The following is a 16,645-nucleotide window of genomic DNA, read 5'->3' as shown; positions in this document are numbered from 1 at the left end:
GGCACGTCAGCGGCCCCACCCCAGACACAGAGAGCCTCCCGAGACGATGAAGCACCTCGCTCCCTCCCTGCCCAAGCGGCGCGCTGTCCGCCTCGGGCTCGTCCTCACCCCCGTGCTGGCCGTCGCCCTCGGCACCTCGGTCATCTGGCAGACCTCCTACGCCGCGTTCACCGCCACCACGACCAACGGCGTCAACAACTGGAACTCCGGCGGCGTCACGCTGGTCGACGACGACGGCAGCAACGGCGGCACCGGCGTGGCGATGTTCAACGTCACCGGCATGAAGCCCGGTGACACCGGCAGCAAGTGCATCACCGTCACCGGTGGTGGGTCGCTCCCGGGCGACGTCAAGCTCTACGGCACCGGCTACACCACCTCCAAGCCCGGGACCGCGGACGCACTCGCCGCCTCGATCGACCTGACCATCACCAAGGGCACGGGCGGGTCGTTCGGCTCCTGCACCGGCTTCACCCCGAGCGGTGCCAACGGCGACGTGCACAACGGCACCCTCGCGGCCTTCAGCAGCCGCGGCAGCTACGCGACCGCCGGGACCACGCTGTGGACCACGACCGCCAACACCGACACCAGCCGGACCTTCCGGTTCAACTACACACTGAACGCCAATGCGCCGACAGGTAGTCAGAACGGGTCCGCGTCCATCACGTTCGTCTGGGAGTCCCAGAACAACTGACCGCCCCCGCTGCCCGCTGACGACCCATCCGACGGAGGACCCGGTGCTCTCGCCTGCAGCGCTCCTCCGTGGCCGGGTGGTCGACGAGGACGGCGTCCCCCGCCCGTCCCCGCGGGCCCTGCGGGCGGCCGCGTCGGCCGCGCCCGGCCGGGACCGGCGCACCCTGCCGGCCTCCTGGCGGTCCCGCTGGCCGGCGTTCGTGGTCAGCTGCGCCGCTCGGGCCCTGCTCATCGGGCTGCTCTGGCTGGTCGGCTGGTCGCTGGTGCCCGCCGCCGTCGGCTGGGAGTCGACGGTGGTCGTCTCCGGCTCCATGTCCCCGCGGCTGCAGGTCGGGGACGTCGTCGTCGCCCGCCCCGTCGAGACCGACCAGCTGCGCACCGGCATGGTGCTGCTCGTGGACGACCCCGACCGGCCCGGTCGGCTGCGCGTCCACCGGCTGGTGGCCCTCGAGGGCGACCAGCTGCGCCTGCGCGGGGACGCCAACGCCTCCGACGACTCGACCCTGGTCGACCGCGACGCCGTCCACGGCGTGGGTGCGCTCCGGCTCCCCGTCATCGGCTGGCCGCTGGTCTGGCTCTCCGAGCGGCACGTGCTCCCGCTCGCCGGCGCCGCTGCCGGCCTGGTGCTGCTCGTGGGCGCCGCGCTGCTGCACGAGGGACCGGCCGGCCCGTCCCCCACCCGCACCCGCACCCGCACCCGCACCCGCACCGAGGGCGCCCACCGCCCGCCCGGCCGGCTGCGCACGCTGCTCGCCTCGCGGCCCGGCCGGTCCGCCGCCACGCCGCCCCGGCACCGGCACCGGCACCGCCCGCCGCGCCCGCGGACCCGGCTCACCGTGACCGTCACCGGCCTCCTGATGGCGGTCGTCTCCGTCGTCACGACCAGCACCGCCGACGCGCGCTACACCGCCAGGACGACGAACGACGCCGACGCCTGGAGCGCCAACGCCCACTACACGTGCGCGCAGGCCGCCGCCTCCCCCGCGGCGACGCTCTACTACCCGTTGCAGGAGACGACCGGCACGGTGGCCACGAACGCCGGCTCCACCGGCACCGTCGACAACGGCACCTACGAGGGCTCGATGGTGCTCGGCCAGTCCGGCCCGAACTGCCGGGGCGCCGGTCGCGCGGTCTCGCTGGACGGCTCCACCACCTACATCACCTCCCCGCTCACGGTCACCGACCCGAACACCTACTCGCTGGAGATCTGGCTGAACACCACCACGCCGGGTGGGCTGGTCATGGGCTTCCGCCGCGACGGGGGCTCGGGGAACGACAACGACCGCATGGTCTACATGGGCAACTTCGGCCGGATCAGCTTCGGCCTGGAACCGACCGCCGGCACCTACCAGACGGTGCGGAGCCCGGGTGCCTACGACGACGGCGCCTGGCACCACGTGGTGGCCACCCAGGGCAGCAACGGCATCGCGCTGTACGTCGACGCCGTCAAGGTGGCCGGCGACGCCACGGCCACCACCGGGTTCAACGCCAGCGGGACGTGGCGGATCGGCCGCGGCCAGACGGCCGGCTGGCCGAACGAGCCGTCGAACCGCTACTACACCGGCCTGCTCGCGCACGCCGCCGTCTACCCCAGCGTGCTCACCGACGCCCAGATCAGGGCGCACTACAACGCCGGTCGCTGAGCTCCCGCTCCACCGCAGGGCCGAGGTCACACCACCAGGTCCCGCCCACGCCCGATACTGACCGGGTGAGCACGCCGTCGCTGCGCTTCCTCGGCCACTCGACCGTCCGGGCGGAGCTCGCCGGCCGCACCGTCCTCACCGACCCGCTGCTCACCCCCAGGCTCGGCCCGCTGCGCCGGATGGTCGCCCCGCTGGCGCCGGAGAGCTGGGCCGGCGTCGACCTCGTGCTGGTCTCCCACCTGCACAACGACCACCTGCACCTGCCCTCGCTGCGGCTGCTCGGCCGCGGGACGCCGATCGTCGTCCCGCGCGGTGCCGGCCGGTGGCTGACCCGGCAGGGCTTCTCCGCCGTGACCGAGCTCGGCCCGGGCGAGAGCCTGACCGACGGCGGCCTCACCGTCACCGCCACCCACGCCGACCACGCCGCGCACCGGTGGGGCCCGCGGCTCACCCACGGACCGCACGCCCCCGCCGTCGGCCACCTGCTCACCGGCGACGGCGTCACCGTCTACGCCGCCGGTGACACCGACGCCTTCCCCGGCATGACCGACCTCGGCGACGACGGGATCGACGTCGCGCTGGTGCCGGTGTGGGGCTGGGGTCCCTCGCTCGGCCCCGGCCACCTCGACCCGGCCGGTGCCGCCGCTGCCGTGCAGCAGCTGCGCCCCCGGGTCGCCGTCCCGGTGCACTGGGGCACCTTCGCCGTCGCCGGGCTGTGCTCGCTGCCCAGCCCGTGGCGGGCGCGGATGCGCGAGCTGCTGGTCGACCCGCCCCGCCGCTTCGCCGCCGAGGTCGCCGCGCGGGCCGCCGCCGGCGGGGCGCCGACGCAGGTCGCGCTCACCGCCCCCGGCTCGCCCGTCGTGCTGCCCGCGCAGGTCGAGGGCGGCGCGTGACCGTCGACGTGCTGGCCGTCAGCTGGACCGACGGCAGCTCGCTGGGCTACCCGCTGGTGTTCGGCGGGGTGCTGCTGGGCTCCGTCGTCCCGGTCGTGCCCACCGGGGCGGTCGTCGGGGCGGCCGCGGCCGTGGCCGTCAGCGGTGGGCAGCTGTCCCTGCCGGTGGTCGTGCTGCTGTCGGTCCTGGGCGCCTTCCTCGGCGACGTCCTCACCTTCGCCGTCTGCCGCTCCGGCGGCCCGACCGCGGTGCGCTGGGTGGCCCGCCGCCAGCCGGCCGACCGGGTCGCCGAGGTGCGCGAGCAGTTCCGCCGGCACGGCTGGCAGATCGTCGTCATCGGCCGGCTGCTGCCCGCCGGCCGCATCCCGGTGCTGCTCGCCGCCGGCGCGCTGGCCTACCCGTGGCGCCGGTTGCTGCCGGCCTCCCTCGCCGGCGCCACGCTGTGGGCGCTGGCCTACGCGCTGCTCGGTGTGGTCAGCGGCGGCGTCTTCGACTCCCCGCTGGTCGCCACCCTGATCGCGACCGGGCTGGTGCTGCTGGTCGGCGTCGTGCTCAACCTGGTCTCCTCCCGCCGGCGGCGGCACCGCAGCGCCGACCCCGCCCCCGTCGTCCCGACGCCGGCCGCCCACCGGACGCCGTGAGCGGGCCGACCCGCCCGGGCCGGGTGCTGCGCGGCGGCCGGACGCTGGCCCGGCTGCTGCTGGTCTGGGCCACCGTGACCGGCGTGCTCGTCGTCCTGGACTCCTGGCTGTCCGGGTTCGCCGTGCGCGACTGGTGGCAGCCACCCGTCACCGCGCTGGTGCTGGGCGTGCTCGCCGCGGTCGTCTGGCCGCTGGTCATGCGGATCGCGCTGCCGATCGCGGTGTTCACCTTCGGCCTGGGCAGCTTCCTGCTGCTCGGTGGCGGGGTGCTGGCGGTCTCCCTGGCCGTCCCCGGGGTCGAGGTCCGTGGCTTCGACACCGCGCTGGTCGTGGCCGTGGCCATGGCCGCCACGGCCGGAGTGATCAGCAGTGTGCTGGCGGTCAACGAGGACGAGGTCTTCTTCCGCCGCACCCGCCGCCGCGGCCGGGGCGCCCCCGACGCCGGGGAGTGCCCGCCGGGCGTGGTGTTCCTGCAGATCGACGGCCTGGGGTACGGGGTCGCCCGGCGCGCCGTCCGGGACGGGTCGATGCCGACCCTGGCCGCCTGGCTGCGCGCCGGCAGCCACGAGCTGCGCGCCTGGCACACCGACTGGAGCTCGCAGACCGGCGCCAGCCAGTGCGGGATCCTGCAGGGCTCGAACGACGACGTCCTGGGCTTCCGCTGGTACGAGAAGGAGCACGACCGGGTCGTCACCGTCTCCTCCCCCGGCGACGCCGCGGAGATCGAGCGCCGGCACTCCGACGGGCGCGGGCTGCTCGCCGGGGACGGCGCCGGCCGCGGCAACCTGTTCACCGGCGACGCCGCGCACGTGTCGCTGACCATGAGCTCGCTGGCCGTGGTGGGCCGGGGGTCCCGGCGGGAGCGGCGCACCCGCGACGGCCTCGGCGCCGGGTACTACGGGTACTTCGCCAACCCGGTGAACGCGCTGCGCACCCTGTGCGTCTACCTCGTCGACGTGCTCCGGGAGCTGTCGGCGGCCGCGGCCCAGCGCCGGGCCGACGTCCGGCCGCGGATCAGGCGTGGCGGGCTCTACCCGCTGGCCCGGCCGGCGACCACCGTGCTGACCCGCGACGTCGTGGTGAACGCCGTCGTGGAGGACCTGCTGACCGGCCGGCCGGTCGTCTACGCGGACTTCGTCGGCTACGACGAGGTCGCCCACCACTCCGGCATCGAGCGCTTCGACGCCCTGGACGTCCTGCGCGGGATCGACCAGCAGGTCGGCCGGCTGTGGCGGGCCAGCCAACTGGCCCCGCGGCCCTACCACCTGGTCTGCCTCTCCGACCACGGCCAGACCCAGGGCGAGGCGTTCGCCGACCGGTTCGGCGAGACCGTCGAGGACCTCGTCGGCCGGCTGGCCGGCGCCGAGCCGCCGGCACCGCGCCGCAGGCTGCTGGGCCTGCTGCCGCCGGCCCCCGCCCGGACGGCGCCGGGCTGGCAGATGACGGGCGCGCTGGCCGAGGCCGCCGCCGGGGGCGGGATGGTGGCCCGGCGGCTGCGGGCGCGGGTGGAGCGCTCTGCCGCCCCCGAGGTGCCCACCCCGCCCGGTGAGCCCGGCGCGGTCACCCGGGTCGCCCCCGGCGTGGTGGTGACCGTCAGCGGCCACATGGCGATGGTCTCCTTCACCGACCACCCGGGCCGGGTGCCGCTGGAGACCATCGAGCGGCACTGGCCCGACCTGCTGCCCAGCCTGGTCGACCACGCCGGCATCGGCTTCCTGCTCGTGCACTCGGAGGAGTTCGGGCCGGTCGTGCTCGGCCGCGAGGGCCTGCACCGGCTGCGCACCGGCGTGGTCATCGGCACCGACCCGCTCGCGCCCTACGGTCCGCACGCGGCCGGGCTGGTCGCCCGGGCCACGGGGTTCGCGCACTGCCCGGACGTCGTCGTCAACAGCGCCTACGACCCGGTCACCGACGAGGCCTCCCCCTTCGAGCCGCACGTCGGCTCGCACGGTGGTCTCGGCGGCCCGCAGCAGCACGGGTTCCTGCTCGCGCCCCGGGCGTGGGCCGACCCCGGCGAGGTCGTCGGCGCCGAGCACCTGCACCGGGTGCTGCGCGGGTGGCTCACCGACCTGGGCCACCCCGAGCCGGCCGGCGACGCACCGGCGGACGACGCCGTCGCCGGACCCCCGGTGGCCGCGCAGGCCTGAGCGGGGTGCTGCCGGTCAGCCGACGCCGATGCTGATGACCGGGGAGGCACCCGGACGCAGCCAGCGGAGCACGGCCTGCAGGCCGGCCTGGTCGATCGCCACGCACCCGGCCGTCGCCGCGCCCTTGACGATGTGCAGGAAGAACGCCGACCCGGCGCCGCGGGTGACCGGCCGGCGGTTGTAGTCGATGACGACCGCGTTGTCGTAGACGCGGCCGGCGGCGAGCAGGTTCTCCCCCGCGCGCTCGTCGAAGTCGCAGGTGCCCGGCGCGCAGCGGGCGTGGGTGTTGTACCGGCCGCTGTTCACGTCCGACACCCACCAGTCGTCGCGGTCGACGACCCGGTAGGGCGGCGCCGTGCCGGGGTCGCCCGCGCGGCCGAAGGCCTCGGTGAGGGTGAACGTGCCCGCCGAGGTGCGGGTGCTCGACTCGCTCGCCGCGCCCACGCCCCCCGCGCCGACCCGCGCGGTCACCGGGCCGACCACCGGCGTCCAGCCGCGGTCACCCCGCTGCCAGGCGGTCAGCGTCGCGGTGGTCGAACCGGCCGACGGCGCCACCACCGTGGCCACCTGGGTGCCCGGCGGGACGACGCCCAGCGGGAGGCCGGTGTTGATCGCCGTGCCGCCGCCGGTGGAGGTGAGCCGGCCGCCCTGGAAGTCCTGCGCGCTGCCACCGGTGACCGGGAAGGCGTCGGACGTCGGCAGGCCCAGCGGACCGTTCTGCCAGCCGGTCGCGGCCCAGCGGTCCCCCACGGCGCCGGTGACCGCGTGCGCCCCCGGTGCCGGCCGACCAGTAGACCGAGCCGCCCTGGGAGTGCGCGTAGCGGCCGAGCCCGTCGGGCGTCGCGACGGTCCCGGTCAGCGGCGCGCCGAGCGGCCCGGTGGGACCCCCCAGCGCCAGCCAGCGGTCCAGGACCGGCCCCGTGACGTCGCGGGTGCCGCCGGCCGGCGACGGGTAGGGCGTGGCGCCGGCCGCGGTGACCCCCAGCCGCAGCAGGAGCACCACGAGGACGACGGTGACGGTGACGACCCGATCCGCCGTCCGTGCTGCCCGCCGGTGCGTCCGGACCGTCCTGTGACCGCCCATGTGCCTGCCCCCGCGCCCGCTCGAGTCACGTCCCGGCGGGACGCGGCGGGCCGACGCCAGGTGCCGTCCGGACCGGGGGGCAACGCTGACGCACCCACCCTCCCCGCCCGTCCCACCGGTCGCCCTGGGCGCGTCCCGTCGCGCGGCGTCCGGCGCGGGCGGGCCGTTCAGCGGCCGTTCGCCGGGGGTCCGCCCGGTGGTTGCCCGCGTGGGTCCGGATGGTCACACTCGTGCCACCGAACGTGAAGTTCGTGTGAACGACGTCCCGCCGACGTGCGGAGGGAGACGGCCGTGCTCGACAGTGGGCCGATGCGACCTGACGCCCGCGCCTGGTTCGAGCACCGCACCACGTCGGCCACCTCCCTGGCCGAGATCGACGTCGACGCCCTGTTGCTGGCCAAGCGCCGCGGCGGCCACCGGATCAGCGTCGTCCTCCCGGCACGCAACGAGGAGACGACGGTCGGCGTCCTGGTGCGGGACCTGGTGACCCGCTGGGTCCAGGACGTCCCGCTCGTCGACGAGCTGCTGGTCGTCGACTCCAACTCCACCGACGCCACCGCCGAGGCGGCCCGCGCCGCCGGGGCGGAGGTGGTCGCCGCCGGTGAGGTGCTGCCCTGCTACGGCGACCGCCCCGGCAAGGGCGAGGCGTTGTGGAAGTCGCTGGCCGCCACCACCGGCGACCTCGTCGTCTTCATGGACTCCGACCTGCTCGGCGACGTCGGCCACTACGTGCCCGGGCTGCTCACCCCGCTGCTGCTCGACCCGCGCGTCGAGTACGTCAAGGGCTGCTACACCCGGCCGCTGACCGTGGACGGCGTGCACCGCCCGGTCGGTGGTGGCCGGGTCACCGAGCTCACCGCCCGGCCGCTGCTCAACGCGCTGTGGCCCGAGCTGGCCGGCTTCGTGCAGCCGCTGGGCGGGGAGTACGCCGGCCGCCGGTCGGTGCTGGAGCAGGTGCCGTTCGTCTCCGGCTACGGCGTCGAGGTGGGCCTGCTGATCGACCTGCTGCGGATCTGCGGGCTCCAGGGTCTGGCCCAGGTGGACCTCGGCACCCGGACACACTCCCACCAGACCGACGTCGCGCTGGGGAAGATGGCCGGCCAGATCGTGTCCACGGTGCTGTCCCGGGCCGAGCGCGGCCGCCCGGCCCGCGGCCGCCTGGAGCCCGGCGGGCTGCTCACCCAGTTCGCCCACGACGGCAGCGGGTTCGTGCCGACCAGCCACAGCGTGGCCGTCGACGAGCGCCCGCCGATGGCCGCCGTCGAGGAGTACGCCGTCCTGCGGGCCGGGGTCGTCGGCTGAGCAGGGCCGACCCGCCGGCGTGACGCCGGCGGGCCCGCCCCGTCAGGCCAGCGGGGTGTCGTCCAGGGCCGTGGCCAGGTCGGCGGGGGTGTCGTAGATCGCGATCGCGCCGGCGTCGCGGAGCTCGTCGTCGCCGAAGCCGCCCGAACGCACGACGATCGCGGGCATCCCGGCCTTCTTCGCCGCCTCCACGTCCCACACCGAGTCGCCGATCATCACGCTGTCGGCGTCCGGGGACGCGCCCAGCTTCTGCAGCGCCACCTGCAGCAGGTCCGGCGCGGGCTTGGAGGCCTCGGCGTCCTCGGAGGAGGTGATCGCGTCGGCGAGGTCGCGCACGCCCAGCAGGTCCACGAACCGGTCGACGTGCTGGGGCTGGCCCGAGCTGGCCAGCACGAGCCGGTGACCGCGGTCCTTGATCGCCGCGAGCAGGTCGCGGGCGCCGGGGAGCGGGGCGATCTCGCCGATGAGCGTGTCGACCTCCTCGACCCACCTCTCCCGCGCCTGGTCACCGATGCGCGCCTCCACCTCGTCCCCGCCGAGGGCACCGACGAGCTGGTCCCCGCCCATGCCGATGAGGCGGTGGATGCGCCACACGGGGAAGGTCTCCCCGAGCGAGCGCAGCGCCCGGTACCAGGCCAGGGCGTGCTGGTAGTTCGAGTCGACGAGGGTGCCGTCGACGTCCAGGACGGCGATCGTGGGTTCGGCCATGCGGCTTGGCTTCCCCACTGGTGCACCGGCCAACCGGTGTCCCGGTCGGCGACTCCCGGCCGGGTACGGCACCATCGACCGTCGTGACCGCTGCCGACACCTCGTCCGGGCCCACCGAGCTGCGGACGACGGTCTGCCCCGGCTGCGGCGCGGTCCTCGTCGCCACCGCCGACGCCGACGGCCGGCACCCCGGTGCCTCCGCCGGCTGCTGGCACCTGTTCCAGGTGACCGTCGGCGGGCTGCGCGACGAGGCGGCGCAGGACGCGCAGACGGCCGCCCTGCTGCAGCTGGCCCGCGACACCTACGACGCCCAGCACCACCTGCCCGGCGAGCCGGCCGCGGCCGCGCTCCGGCTGTACCTGGAGCGCGACCGCGGGCAGGGCCCGCTCGCCGCTGCGGCCCTGGCCGCCCGGGTGGACGACGCCGCACTGCGGTCGCTGCAACGGCCGGCCCGCTGGACGACGACGGTGGCCGACCTCGCCGCCGACCTCGACGTGGTGGACCTCCCGGCGCTGGTCGGCGCCTGGGCCGACGCCACCTGGGCGGACTGGGCACCGGCCGCCGCCGAGCTCCGCCGGGCCGCCGACAGCGCGCCGACCGGCTGATCCACCGGCGGCGACCGCACGGCCACCTACGCTGGCGGCGTGGAGGACGTCACCGGGGGGCGGCGGGAGCTGCGCAAGGCACGGACGCGGGCGGAGATCCGCAGCGCGGCGCACCGGTTGTTCGCCGAGCGCGGGTTCGAGGCCGTCACGACCGCCGACATCGCCGCCGCCGCGGACGTCGCCGTCCAGACGGTCTTCAACCACTTCGAGAGCAAGGAGGCCCTCTTCCACGACGGGCGCATCCCCGAGATCAGGGGCCCGGCCGCCGCCGTCGCCGGGCGCCCGCCGGGCACCGGACCGCTGAGCGCGCTGCGGCACCAGGTGGAGCGGGACATCAGCACGCTGGTCGCCGAGGCCGGGCTGCCCGAGCGCAGCAGCTACGTCGAGGCGATGGTGCGCTCCCCCGACCTGCAGACCCGCAGCCGCATGCTCGTGGCCGAGGCCGTCGAGCTGACCGTCGACGCGCTGGCCACCGCCCTCGCCGGACCCGCACGGCCCGCGCCGGCCCCCGTGCAGCTGCTCGGCCGGCTCACCGCCGAGCTGTTCTTCAACGCCGGCGCGGTGCTCGTGGCCGAGCACCGCCGTACCGGCCTGGCCGACGGCTGGACGCCGGCAGGGCAGGCGGCAGCGCAGGCCGCGGTGACCGCCACCTTCGGCGTCCTCGAGGACGCCGTCCGGGAGCTGGCCGGGCAGCTGGGCCTGTCGGTGGACTGAGCGCCGGTCAGCCGGCCGTGGCCACGCGCTCGGGCTCGGCCACGTGCTCCGGCTCGACGATGGGCACCAGCACGTCGGTGACCAGGTGTTCGACCTCCGCGGAGCTCCGCGGAGCCGCAGCAGCGGCGGCGTAGCGCTGCCACCACAGCGCCTCCAGCACCGAGCCCAGGAGCGCTACGCGCGCGGCCGGCAGCTCGTGCCCGCGGGCGGCCTCCCGGGCGGCGATCTCGCGCACCGCGGTGCCCAGCGGGCGCAGCAGCGCCTCGTCCAGGCCGGCCCGCAGGTCGTCGTCGTGCCGGGCGGCGCCCACGAGGCTGGCCGCCGCGCGCTCGGACCGGTCCAGCGGCTGGGTCCAGCGCACCAGCAGCCCGCACAGGTCGGCGCTCAGCGAGCCGGCGTCAGCGGGCAGCTCCACCAGCGACGTCGTGGAGAGGGCGTGCCGGGCCAGGGCGGCCATCGTGGGCCACCGGCGGTAGATGCCGGCCTTGCCCGCCTTGGCACGGGCTGCGACGCGGTCGCTGTTCAGCCGCCCCCACCCCTCGTCGGCCAGGATGTCCATCGCCACGGCGACCAGCTGGTCGGAGAGCTCCGAGGACAGCGGGCGGCCCGGAGGACGTGCGCCGGCGGGTCGCGGGGGGAGGTCTGTCATCGCCACCGTGCAATCGTGCCCAAGAACATGGAACGACCACAACCACCGCGCCGTGACACAGCGAGACCACAGGTGACCCGGGCGCGGCGCGCCGTGCCGGTGACCGGGTCGAACCGCTGGTCAGGCGGACGCGGCGGGCTCCACGTGCACCTGCAGACCGGCGCCGTCGTCGGCGGTCCAGCCCTTGTCCGCGGCGAAGATCACCATCGCGTCGAAGCGGTCGCCCCAGTCGGCGGTCGACGCCTGCGGTTCGGCGGCCGCACGCAGCGCGGCGACGGACACCACGCCGGTGTCCCCGTCGGTCAGCCGGCCCATCCCGGCCGAGCGCAGCGCGGCGTCGGCCTCCTCGTCGGTCACCGCGCCCACGGCCAGGTGCAGCCGGGTCAGGTCGTCGACGTCGGCCACCCGCACCTCGGGCACCTCGTCGGCACCGCCGATCACCTCGATGATCATCTTCCTACCTCCATGACGTGGGCTCGTGGTCTGGTCTGGAAGGCCCCGTCGCAGGGGCCCGCCGCGAGCGGAGCGAGTGGTGGGGGGCGACGGGGTCCTTCAGACATGCCAGGGGAAGCGGGTGAAGTCGGCGGGGCGCTTCTCCAGGAAGGAGTCGCGGCCCTCGACGGCCTCCTCGGCCATGTAGGCCAACCGGGTGGTCTCCCCGGCGAAGAGCTGCTGGCCGACCAGTCCGTCGTCGATGGCGTTGAACGAGTACTTGAGCATCCGCTGGGCGGTCGGGCTCTTGGCCACGATCCGGCGTCCCCAGTCCAGCGCGGTGGCCTCCAGCTCCGCGTGCGGGACCACCCGGTTGACCATGCCCATCGCGTGCGCGTCGGCGGCGGAGTACTCCTCGCCGAGGAAGAAGATCTCGCGGGCGAACTTCTGGCCCACCTGCCGGGCGAGGTAGGCCGAGCCGAACCCGCCGTCGAAGCTGCCCACGTCGGCGTCCGTCTGCTTGAAGCGGGCGTGCTCGGCGCTGGCCAGGGTGAGGTCGGCGACCACGTGCAGGCTGTGCCCGCCGCCGGCCGCCCACCCCGGGACGACGCAGACGACGATCTTGGGCATGAAGCGGATCAGCCGCTGCACCTCCAGGATGTGCAGCCGCCCGCTGACGCCGTCGCCGGCCTCGTAGCCGTACCTCCCGCGCACCCGCTGGTCACCGCCGGAGCAGAACGCCCAGCCGCCGTCCTTCTCGCTGGGGCCGTTGCCGGTGAGCAGCACGCAGCCGACGTCGGTAGACAGCCGCGCGTGCTCGAACACGGCGAGCAGCTGGTCGACCGTCTGCGGCCGGAAGGCGTTGCGCACCTCGGGCCGGTCGAGCGCGATCCGCACCACCCCGGCGTCGACCGCGCGGTGGTAGGTGACGTCGGTGAGCCCCTCGAAGCCCGGCACCTGCGCCCAGGCCGAGGCGTCGAAGATCTCCGAGACGTCCGCGCGTGCACTCACGGGTGGGAACCTAGCCGCCGCCCCGGGCACCTGCTCCCCGGACGCTCGTGCTCCGCGCACCACCGTGAGCAGAGCACGACTGCCGTGGGACTGGTCTGATGGGCGGGTGGAACTCCGGGTCGGCACGCTGAACCTCGCCTCTGCCCGCGACTCCGGGGGCCGCTCGCTCGACGCCGCCGGGCTGCGGGCCGCGCTCGCCGGCGTCGACGTCGACGTCCTCGCCGTCCAGGAGGTCGACGTCGCCCAGCCGCGCTCGCACGGCGTCGACCAGCCCGCCGAGGTCGCCGCCGCGCTCGGCACGACCGACTGGCGGTTCGCCGCCGCCGTCGCCGGCACACCCGACCCCTTCCGCAGCTGGACGCCGGTCGACCCGCCCGTGCTGCGCGGGTCGTGGGAGGAGCCCACCGGCCCGCTCTACGGCATCGCGCTGTTCAGCCGGCTGCCCGTGCGCCGCTGGTCGGTGCAGGCGCTGGGCGCCGGCCGGGCCAGGCTGCCGATCCGGGCCCCCGACCCGCGCACCGGGGAGAGCCGGACCTGGTGGTTCCCCGACGAGCCGCGGCTGGCCGTCGCCGCGGAGCTCGACGGGGTCACCGTGATCAGCACCCACCTGTCCTTCGCCCCGCACACCGCGTCCCGCCAGCTGCTCCGGCTGCGCCGCTGGTCCCGCACGCTGCCCGGGCCGGTGCTGCTGGCCGGTGACCTCAACCTGATCGGCCCCCTGCCGGCGACCCTGGCCCGCGCCCAGCGGCTGGCGAGCGCGCCGACCTACCCCGCACCCGCGCCCCGGGTGCAGTTCGACCACGTGCTGGCCCTCGACCCGGTTCAGGCCGGACCGGCGGAGGTGCGGGCGATGGAGTTCGGTGACCACCGGCTGGTCGTCGTCCCGGTCACCGTCCCCGGGAGCGCGTGAGTCAGGCCGCCAGCAGCGGCAGCAGGGTCGGCAGCGAGCCGGCCAGCCCCGGGTGCAGCACGGGGAGTGCGTCGAGGGCGAACCAGCCGACGTCGGTGCTCTCCTCGTTCAGCACCAGGTCGGCCGCCTCCAGCCGCCCGGCGGGGACGGCCAGCACGGTCGTGTAGCTCCAGCCGCCGTGGTCGTCGACGGACGCCGTCCCGAGCACGACGTCCGAGCGGCGCAGGCCCAGCTCCTCCCCTGCCTCGCGCAGCGCGCCGTCGGCCGCGGCCTCGTCGGCCAGCAGCGCGCCACCGGGGGTGCCCCAGGTGCCGCCGTGGTGCGACCAGCCCACCCGCAGGTGCAGCAGGACCTCGGTGCCGGCCGACCCGGGGCGGTGCAGCAGCAGCCCGGCCGCGCCGGCCCGCCCCCAGTGCCGGTGCCCCAGCGCACACGTCGTCCAGCCGTCGGTCGAGGTGCGCACGCCCCCAGTCTGCCGGGGCCGTGCGGTGGTTGCCGGACCGCCCGGCTGGGCACGGGTCGTGCACGACCTACCTGAGGAGAACTGACGTGGCGAGTGGTGTGGCGAGCGTGTGGGTGCCGGTCGACGACATGGACCGGGCCCGGGCCTTCTACCGGGACACCCTGGGGCTGACCGAGAAGAAGGTCACCGAGGACTGGAGCGAGTTCGACTCCAACGGCCTGATGATCGGGCTCAACGCCCGGGAGGGGACCGCGAGGCACGCCGACGGCGGCGCCGTCATCACCTTCCAGCCCGACGGTGACCTCGACGCCGAGGTGGCCGAGCTGCAGGGCAAGGGCGTGGAGTTCACCGGCGGCATCAGCGACCACCCGTGGGGCCGGATCGCGCCGTTCAAGGACTCCGAGGGCAACGACCTGCAGTTCTACGTCCCGCCGTCGTCCTGACCCTGCGCTGATGGAGTCCCAGGGCGCGGTTCCCGCGCCGCTGGGACTCCATCAGACTGGGCGCATGACCGTGCAGCTGCGACGTTACGAGATCGAACCGGGCCGGATGGCCGACTTCCTGGCGTGGTTCCCCACCATCGTCCCGGTGCGGGAGCAGTTCGGCTTCCGGGTGCTGTTCGCCCTGGCCGAGGAGGAGCACTCCACCTTCACCTGGGCGGTCGCCCACGACGGTGACGACGCCGACTTCCTCGAGGTCGAGGAGCGCTACAACGCCTCCCCCGAGCGGGCGGCGGTGTTCGAGACCTTCCCCGCCTGCCTCGCCGGCAAGGAGATCGGCTTCGCCACCCCGGTGGTCTGACCCCGACCCCGGAGGGGCTGCCCCTCCGAGGTCCGGGTCAGTGCGCCACTCCGCCGCAGCACTCGTGCGGGTCGGCGATCTCGAACGGCTGCAGGGCCCCCTCGGCCCCCTGCTCCACCACCAGCCTGAGCCGTCCCGCGGTGAAGACCGGACGCAGGAAGCCCAGGGTGTCGACGACGTGCTCGGGCCCCACCTGGACACCGACACCGACGACCTCCTCGATCGCCGTCGCGGCGACCAGGTCGGCGACCGACAGACGACCCTGGACGACGTCCTGCCCGGGGAACCGGACGCACCGCCCGTCCGCGCCGTCCCGCACCTGCGTGAGGGCCGTGACGGCGGGCGCCGCGTCGTGTCCCTGACCGGCCGTGCCCTCGTCGACCACCGGCCCGCCCAGCGCCCGGGCCAGCGCCACCCGGGTGCCGGCAGGGTCGGCCGGCTCGGCGGACAACCGCAGGGCCACCCCGGTGCGGGGCACCCCGGCGGAGCGGTCCACCGAGGTGCAGACCAGCTCCGCCGAGGTGCCCGACCCGGCGAGTGCGGCGTCGACCGCCGCCAGCAGGTGGGCGTCGGGGAGCACCTCGGCCCCCGGGGACCCGCCGAACCAGCGACCGGCCATCAGAAGACGTCGACGAACACGGGGTTGGCGTAGAACCAGAGGTCCTCCCACGGGTTCGCGTTGCCGACCACGTCGATCAGCGGGTTGCCGCTCGCGTCCAGCTGCCGGCCGTCGCTGCCGCGCACCCGGACGTAGAACGACTGCTGCACGTTCTTGAACGTGTGCTCGAACGTGGCCCGGCGGCCGCGGGCGTGGACCTCGAAGGTCTCGACCACGGTCGTCTGCGGCGCGCGGAAGACGTCCCGGTCGGCGGCGACGCCGGTCACCGGGCCGCTGATCAGGTCCACCTTGGCCAGCTCCGGCACGTCGCCGTTGGCGTTGGGACCACCGGCCAGCTCGACGGTGATCGACACCTGCACGTCGCCGCCGCGGCGGACGAAGGTGCGGCCACCGAGGGTCACGCCCCGGCTGTCACCATCGCCGATGGAGCGGACGCGCAGGTCCAGGCCGTCGATGAGCCGGCCGTGCACCGCCACGACCTTGCCCGACTGCAGCCCGCGCATCACGTCGACGTACTGCCGGGACTGGGCCACGACCAGGGTGCTGCTGTACTGGCCGGGCCAGAAGTCGCCGTAGGTGGTGATCGGGACGCCGGTGTCGACCGGGTCGCCGCGCACGCCGGTCTGGTCGTAGTTCTGCGACCCCGGGACCCGGGTGTCCCGGAAGACCTGGTGGGAGTCGGAGGTGGCGGTGACCCACCACGGCTTGCCCTCGGCGAGCAGGGAGTCCCAGAGGCCGCCGACGGTCGCGGTCATCCAGTCGAAGCCACCGAAGGTGCGGTAGGACTCGGCCGGGTAGGGCGCGAACCGGTCGGCCCGGGTGCCGGCGTTGTCGTAGTAGCCGCGGGCGCGGCCCGGGCCGCCCTGCGAGGTCGGGATGCCGGCGGCCTGGTGCCCGGGGGCACCCTCCATGCCGACCGCGACGGACGGGGCCGCGTCGCGCCAGTTGCGGATCTCGTGCGGGCTGTCGATGCCCTGCCGGCTCGGGTGGTTGGCGAACATCAGCGCGATCTCGGTACGCCGGTTGCGCACCTGGTTGTCCAGGTACCGCAGGCCCTCGAGCGCGTAGGGCTCGACGTTGCCGGTGACGCCGCGGGCGCTCAGGACGGAGCCGTCGTAGCCGGCCTCGAACGCCTTGAGGATGTCCACGGTGTCGCGCCCCGGGGGGAGCATGACCGTGGCGTGCTCGGCGCTGGGGATGTTCCACTCGAGGCCCTGGTAGATCAGCAGATCGCGGAACTGGCCACGGGCCGCCTCGATCTCGGGCGTGATCGCGTCGACCGAGAACTTCTGGTGCGCCGGGCCGCCGTGGTCGGTGATGACGATCCAGTCCA

General features: G+C 75.4%; 19 protein-coding genes and 1 pseudogene. 11 read left to right on the top strand and 9 right to left on the bottom strand.

Features of this window, described 5'->3' with window-relative positions:
* The first annotated feature begins 46 nt into the window (after window positions 1-46).
* The 5 genes from GCU67_RS20005 (at window position 47) to GCU67_RS19985 (ending at window position 6,014) form a co-directional block, all read left to right on the top strand.
* The gene (locus GCU67_RS20005) at window positions 47-691 is read left to right on the top strand and encodes a hypothetical protein (RefSeq protein WP_163613128.1); all 645 of its coding nucleotides are present in this window, start codon (window positions 47-49) and stop codon (window positions 689-691) included.
* A gap of 43 nt (window positions 692-734) precedes the next feature.
* The gene (locus GCU67_RS20000) at window positions 735-2,333 is read left to right on the top strand and encodes a LamG-like jellyroll fold domain-containing protein (protein ID WP_163613127.1); all 1,599 of its coding nucleotides are present in this window, start codon (window positions 735-737) and stop codon (window positions 2,331-2,333) included.
* A 65-nt stretch (window positions 2,334-2,398) separates the two neighbouring features.
* A complete protein-coding gene (locus tag GCU67_RS19995) occupies window positions 2,399-3,226 on the top strand; it encodes an MBL fold metallo-hydrolase (protein WP_163613126.1) in 828 nt (275 codons plus the stop codon).
* Window positions 3,223-3,867 (top strand): VTT domain-containing protein, encoded by a 645-nt coding sequence (locus tag GCU67_RS19990; protein WP_163613125.1) that lies wholly within the window; start codon window positions 3,223-3,225, stop codon window positions 3,865-3,867. The genes GCU67_RS19995 and GCU67_RS19990 overlap by 4 nt, the downstream gene beginning before the upstream one ends.
* Window positions 3,864-6,014 carry a phage holin family protein gene (locus tag GCU67_RS19985; protein WP_163613124.1) on the top strand — a complete coding sequence of 717 codons (2,151 nt, stop codon included), beginning with the start codon at window positions 3,864-3,866 and terminating at the stop codon, window positions 6,012-6,014. The genes GCU67_RS19990 and GCU67_RS19985 overlap by 4 nt, the downstream gene beginning before the upstream one ends.
* A 15-nt stretch (window positions 6,015-6,029) precedes the next feature.
* Here GCU67_RS19985 and GCU67_RS19980 read toward each other — a convergent pair whose 3' ends face one another.
* Entirely contained in the window at window positions 6,030-6,764 is a 735-nt protein-coding gene (locus tag GCU67_RS19980; RefSeq protein ID WP_338105181.1) for a L,D-transpeptidase family protein, read from the bottom strand.
* Between the two features lie 21 nt (window positions 6,765-6,785).
* Window positions 6,786-7,098 (bottom strand): annotated as a pseudogene (locus tag GCU67_RS23095) (LGFP repeat-containing protein); the annotation flags it as partial.
* 309 nt (window positions 7,099-7,407) lie between these two features.
* Between GCU67_RS23095 and GCU67_RS19970 the strand changes: the two are divergent.
* Window positions 7,408-8,400: a glucosyl-3-phosphoglycerate synthase gene (locus tag GCU67_RS19970; RefSeq protein WP_163613122.1), complete on the top strand. Its 993-nt coding sequence runs from the start codon at window positions 7,408-7,410 to the stop codon at window positions 8,398-8,400.
* Window positions 8,401-8,442: 42 nt separating this feature from the next.
* On the opposite strand, the gene GCU67_RS19965 is transcribed toward GCU67_RS19970, so the two are convergent.
* Window positions 8,443-9,108, bottom strand: a complete 666-nt coding sequence (locus GCU67_RS19965; protein WP_163613121.1) for an HAD family hydrolase — start codon at window positions 9,106-9,108, stop codon at window positions 8,443-8,445.
* An 83-nt stretch (window positions 9,109-9,191) separates the two neighbouring features.
* On the opposite strand from GCU67_RS19965, the gene GCU67_RS19960 reads away from it, so the two are divergent.
* Entirely contained in the window at window positions 9,192-9,713 is a 522-nt protein-coding gene (locus tag GCU67_RS19960) for a DUF5946 family protein (protein WP_163613120.1), read from the top strand.
* Window positions 9,714-9,752: 39 nt separating this feature from the next.
* Window positions 9,753-10,427 (top strand): TetR family transcriptional regulator, encoded by a 675-nt coding sequence (locus GCU67_RS19955; protein ID WP_163613119.1) that lies wholly within the window; start codon window positions 9,753-9,755, stop codon window positions 10,425-10,427.
* A gap of 7 nt (window positions 10,428-10,434) precedes the next feature.
* Here the strand turns inward: GCU67_RS19955 and GCU67_RS19950 are convergent, their stop codons facing one another.
* The 3 genes from GCU67_RS19950 to GCU67_RS19940 form a co-directional block, all read right to left on the bottom strand.
* Window positions 10,435-11,076, bottom strand: a complete 642-nt coding sequence (locus tag GCU67_RS19950; RefSeq protein ID WP_163613155.1) for a TetR-like C-terminal domain-containing protein — start codon at window positions 11,074-11,076, stop codon at window positions 10,435-10,437.
* Between the two features lie 120 nt (window positions 11,077-11,196).
* Entirely contained in the window at window positions 11,197-11,529 is a 333-nt protein-coding gene (locus GCU67_RS19945; protein ID WP_163613118.1) for a hypothetical protein, read from the bottom strand.
* A 99-nt stretch (window positions 11,530-11,628) separates the two neighbouring features.
* Window positions 11,629-12,519, bottom strand: coding sequence for a 1,4-dihydroxy-2-naphthoyl-CoA synthase (locus GCU67_RS19940; protein WP_163613117.1), 891 nt, complete (start codon window positions 12,517-12,519; stop codon window positions 11,629-11,631).
* A gap of 106 nt (window positions 12,520-12,625) precedes the next feature.
* Between GCU67_RS19940 and GCU67_RS19935 the strand changes: the two genes are divergently transcribed.
* Window positions 12,626-13,429: an endonuclease/exonuclease/phosphatase family protein gene (locus tag GCU67_RS19935; protein WP_163613116.1), complete on the top strand. Its 804-nt coding sequence runs from the start codon at window positions 12,626-12,628 to the stop codon at window positions 13,427-13,429.
* 1 nt (window position 13,430) lies between these two features.
* On the opposite strand, the gene GCU67_RS19930 is transcribed toward GCU67_RS19935, so the two are convergent.
* Window positions 13,431-13,892: an NUDIX domain-containing protein gene (locus tag GCU67_RS19930; protein ID WP_163613115.1), complete on the bottom strand. Its 462-nt coding sequence runs from the start codon at window positions 13,890-13,892 to the stop codon at window positions 13,431-13,433.
* Window positions 13,893-13,978: 86 nt separating this feature from the next.
* Between GCU67_RS19930 and GCU67_RS19925 the strand changes: the two genes are divergently transcribed.
* The gene (locus tag GCU67_RS19925; RefSeq protein WP_338105180.1) at window positions 13,979-14,335 is read left to right on the top strand and encodes a VOC family protein; all 357 of its coding nucleotides are present in this window, start codon (window positions 13,979-13,981) and stop codon (window positions 14,333-14,335) included.
* A gap of 64 nt (window positions 14,336-14,399) precedes the next feature.
* Window positions 14,400-14,693: a hypothetical protein gene (locus GCU67_RS19920; protein WP_163613114.1), complete on the top strand. Its 294-nt coding sequence runs from the start codon at window positions 14,400-14,402 to the stop codon at window positions 14,691-14,693.
* Window positions 14,694-14,730: 37 nt separating this feature from the next.
* On the opposite strand, the gene GCU67_RS19915 is transcribed toward GCU67_RS19920, so the two are convergent.
* Window positions 14,731-15,312 (bottom strand): hypothetical protein, encoded by a 582-nt coding sequence (locus tag GCU67_RS19915; RefSeq protein ID WP_163613113.1) that lies wholly within the window; start codon window positions 15,310-15,312, stop codon window positions 14,731-14,733.
* Window positions 15,312-16,645 (bottom strand): histidinol-phosphatase (locus tag GCU67_RS19910; protein WP_163613112.1); only part of this gene is annotated, 1,334 nt, incomplete at its 5' end. The genes GCU67_RS19915 and GCU67_RS19910, both read right to left, overlap by 1 nt.

The organism is Modestobacter muralis (genome assembly GCF_010682105.1).
Classification (GTDB): domain Bacteria; phylum Actinomycetota; class Actinomycetes; order Mycobacteriales; family Geodermatophilaceae; genus Modestobacter; species Modestobacter muralis.
Note: the sequence above shows the minus strand (reverse complement) of the source record. Positions and strands in the feature narration are given on the sequence as shown.

Excerpts from the sequence above, each read along its gene's own strand:
- GCU67_RS20005 (WP_163613128.1), top strand. The coding sequence starts at position 47 with ATGAAGCACCTCGCTCCCTCCCTGCCCAAGCGGCGCGCTGTCCGCCTC.
- GCU67_RS19970 (WP_163613122.1), top strand. The coding sequence starts at position 7,408 with ATGCGACCTGACGCCCGCGCCTGGTTCGAGCACCGCACCACGTCGGCC.
- GCU67_RS19965 (WP_163613121.1), bottom strand. The coding sequence starts at position 9,108 with ATGGCCGAACCCACGATCGCCGTCCTGGACGTCGACGGCACCCTCGTC.
- GCU67_RS19950 (WP_163613155.1), bottom strand. The coding sequence starts at position 11,076 with ATGACAGACCTCCCCCCGCGACCCGCCGGCGCACGTCCTCCGGGCCGC.
- GCU67_RS19945 (WP_163613118.1), bottom strand. The coding sequence starts at position 11,529 with ATGATCATCGAGGTGATCGGCGGTGCCGACGAGGTGCCCGAGGTGCGG.
- GCU67_RS19920 (WP_163613114.1), top strand. The coding sequence starts at position 14,400 with ATGACCGTGCAGCTGCGACGTTACGAGATCGAACCGGGCCGGATGGCC.
- GCU67_RS19915 (WP_163613113.1), bottom strand. The coding sequence starts at position 15,312 with ATGGCCGGTCGCTGGTTCGGCGGGTCCCCGGGGGCCGAGGTGCTCCCC.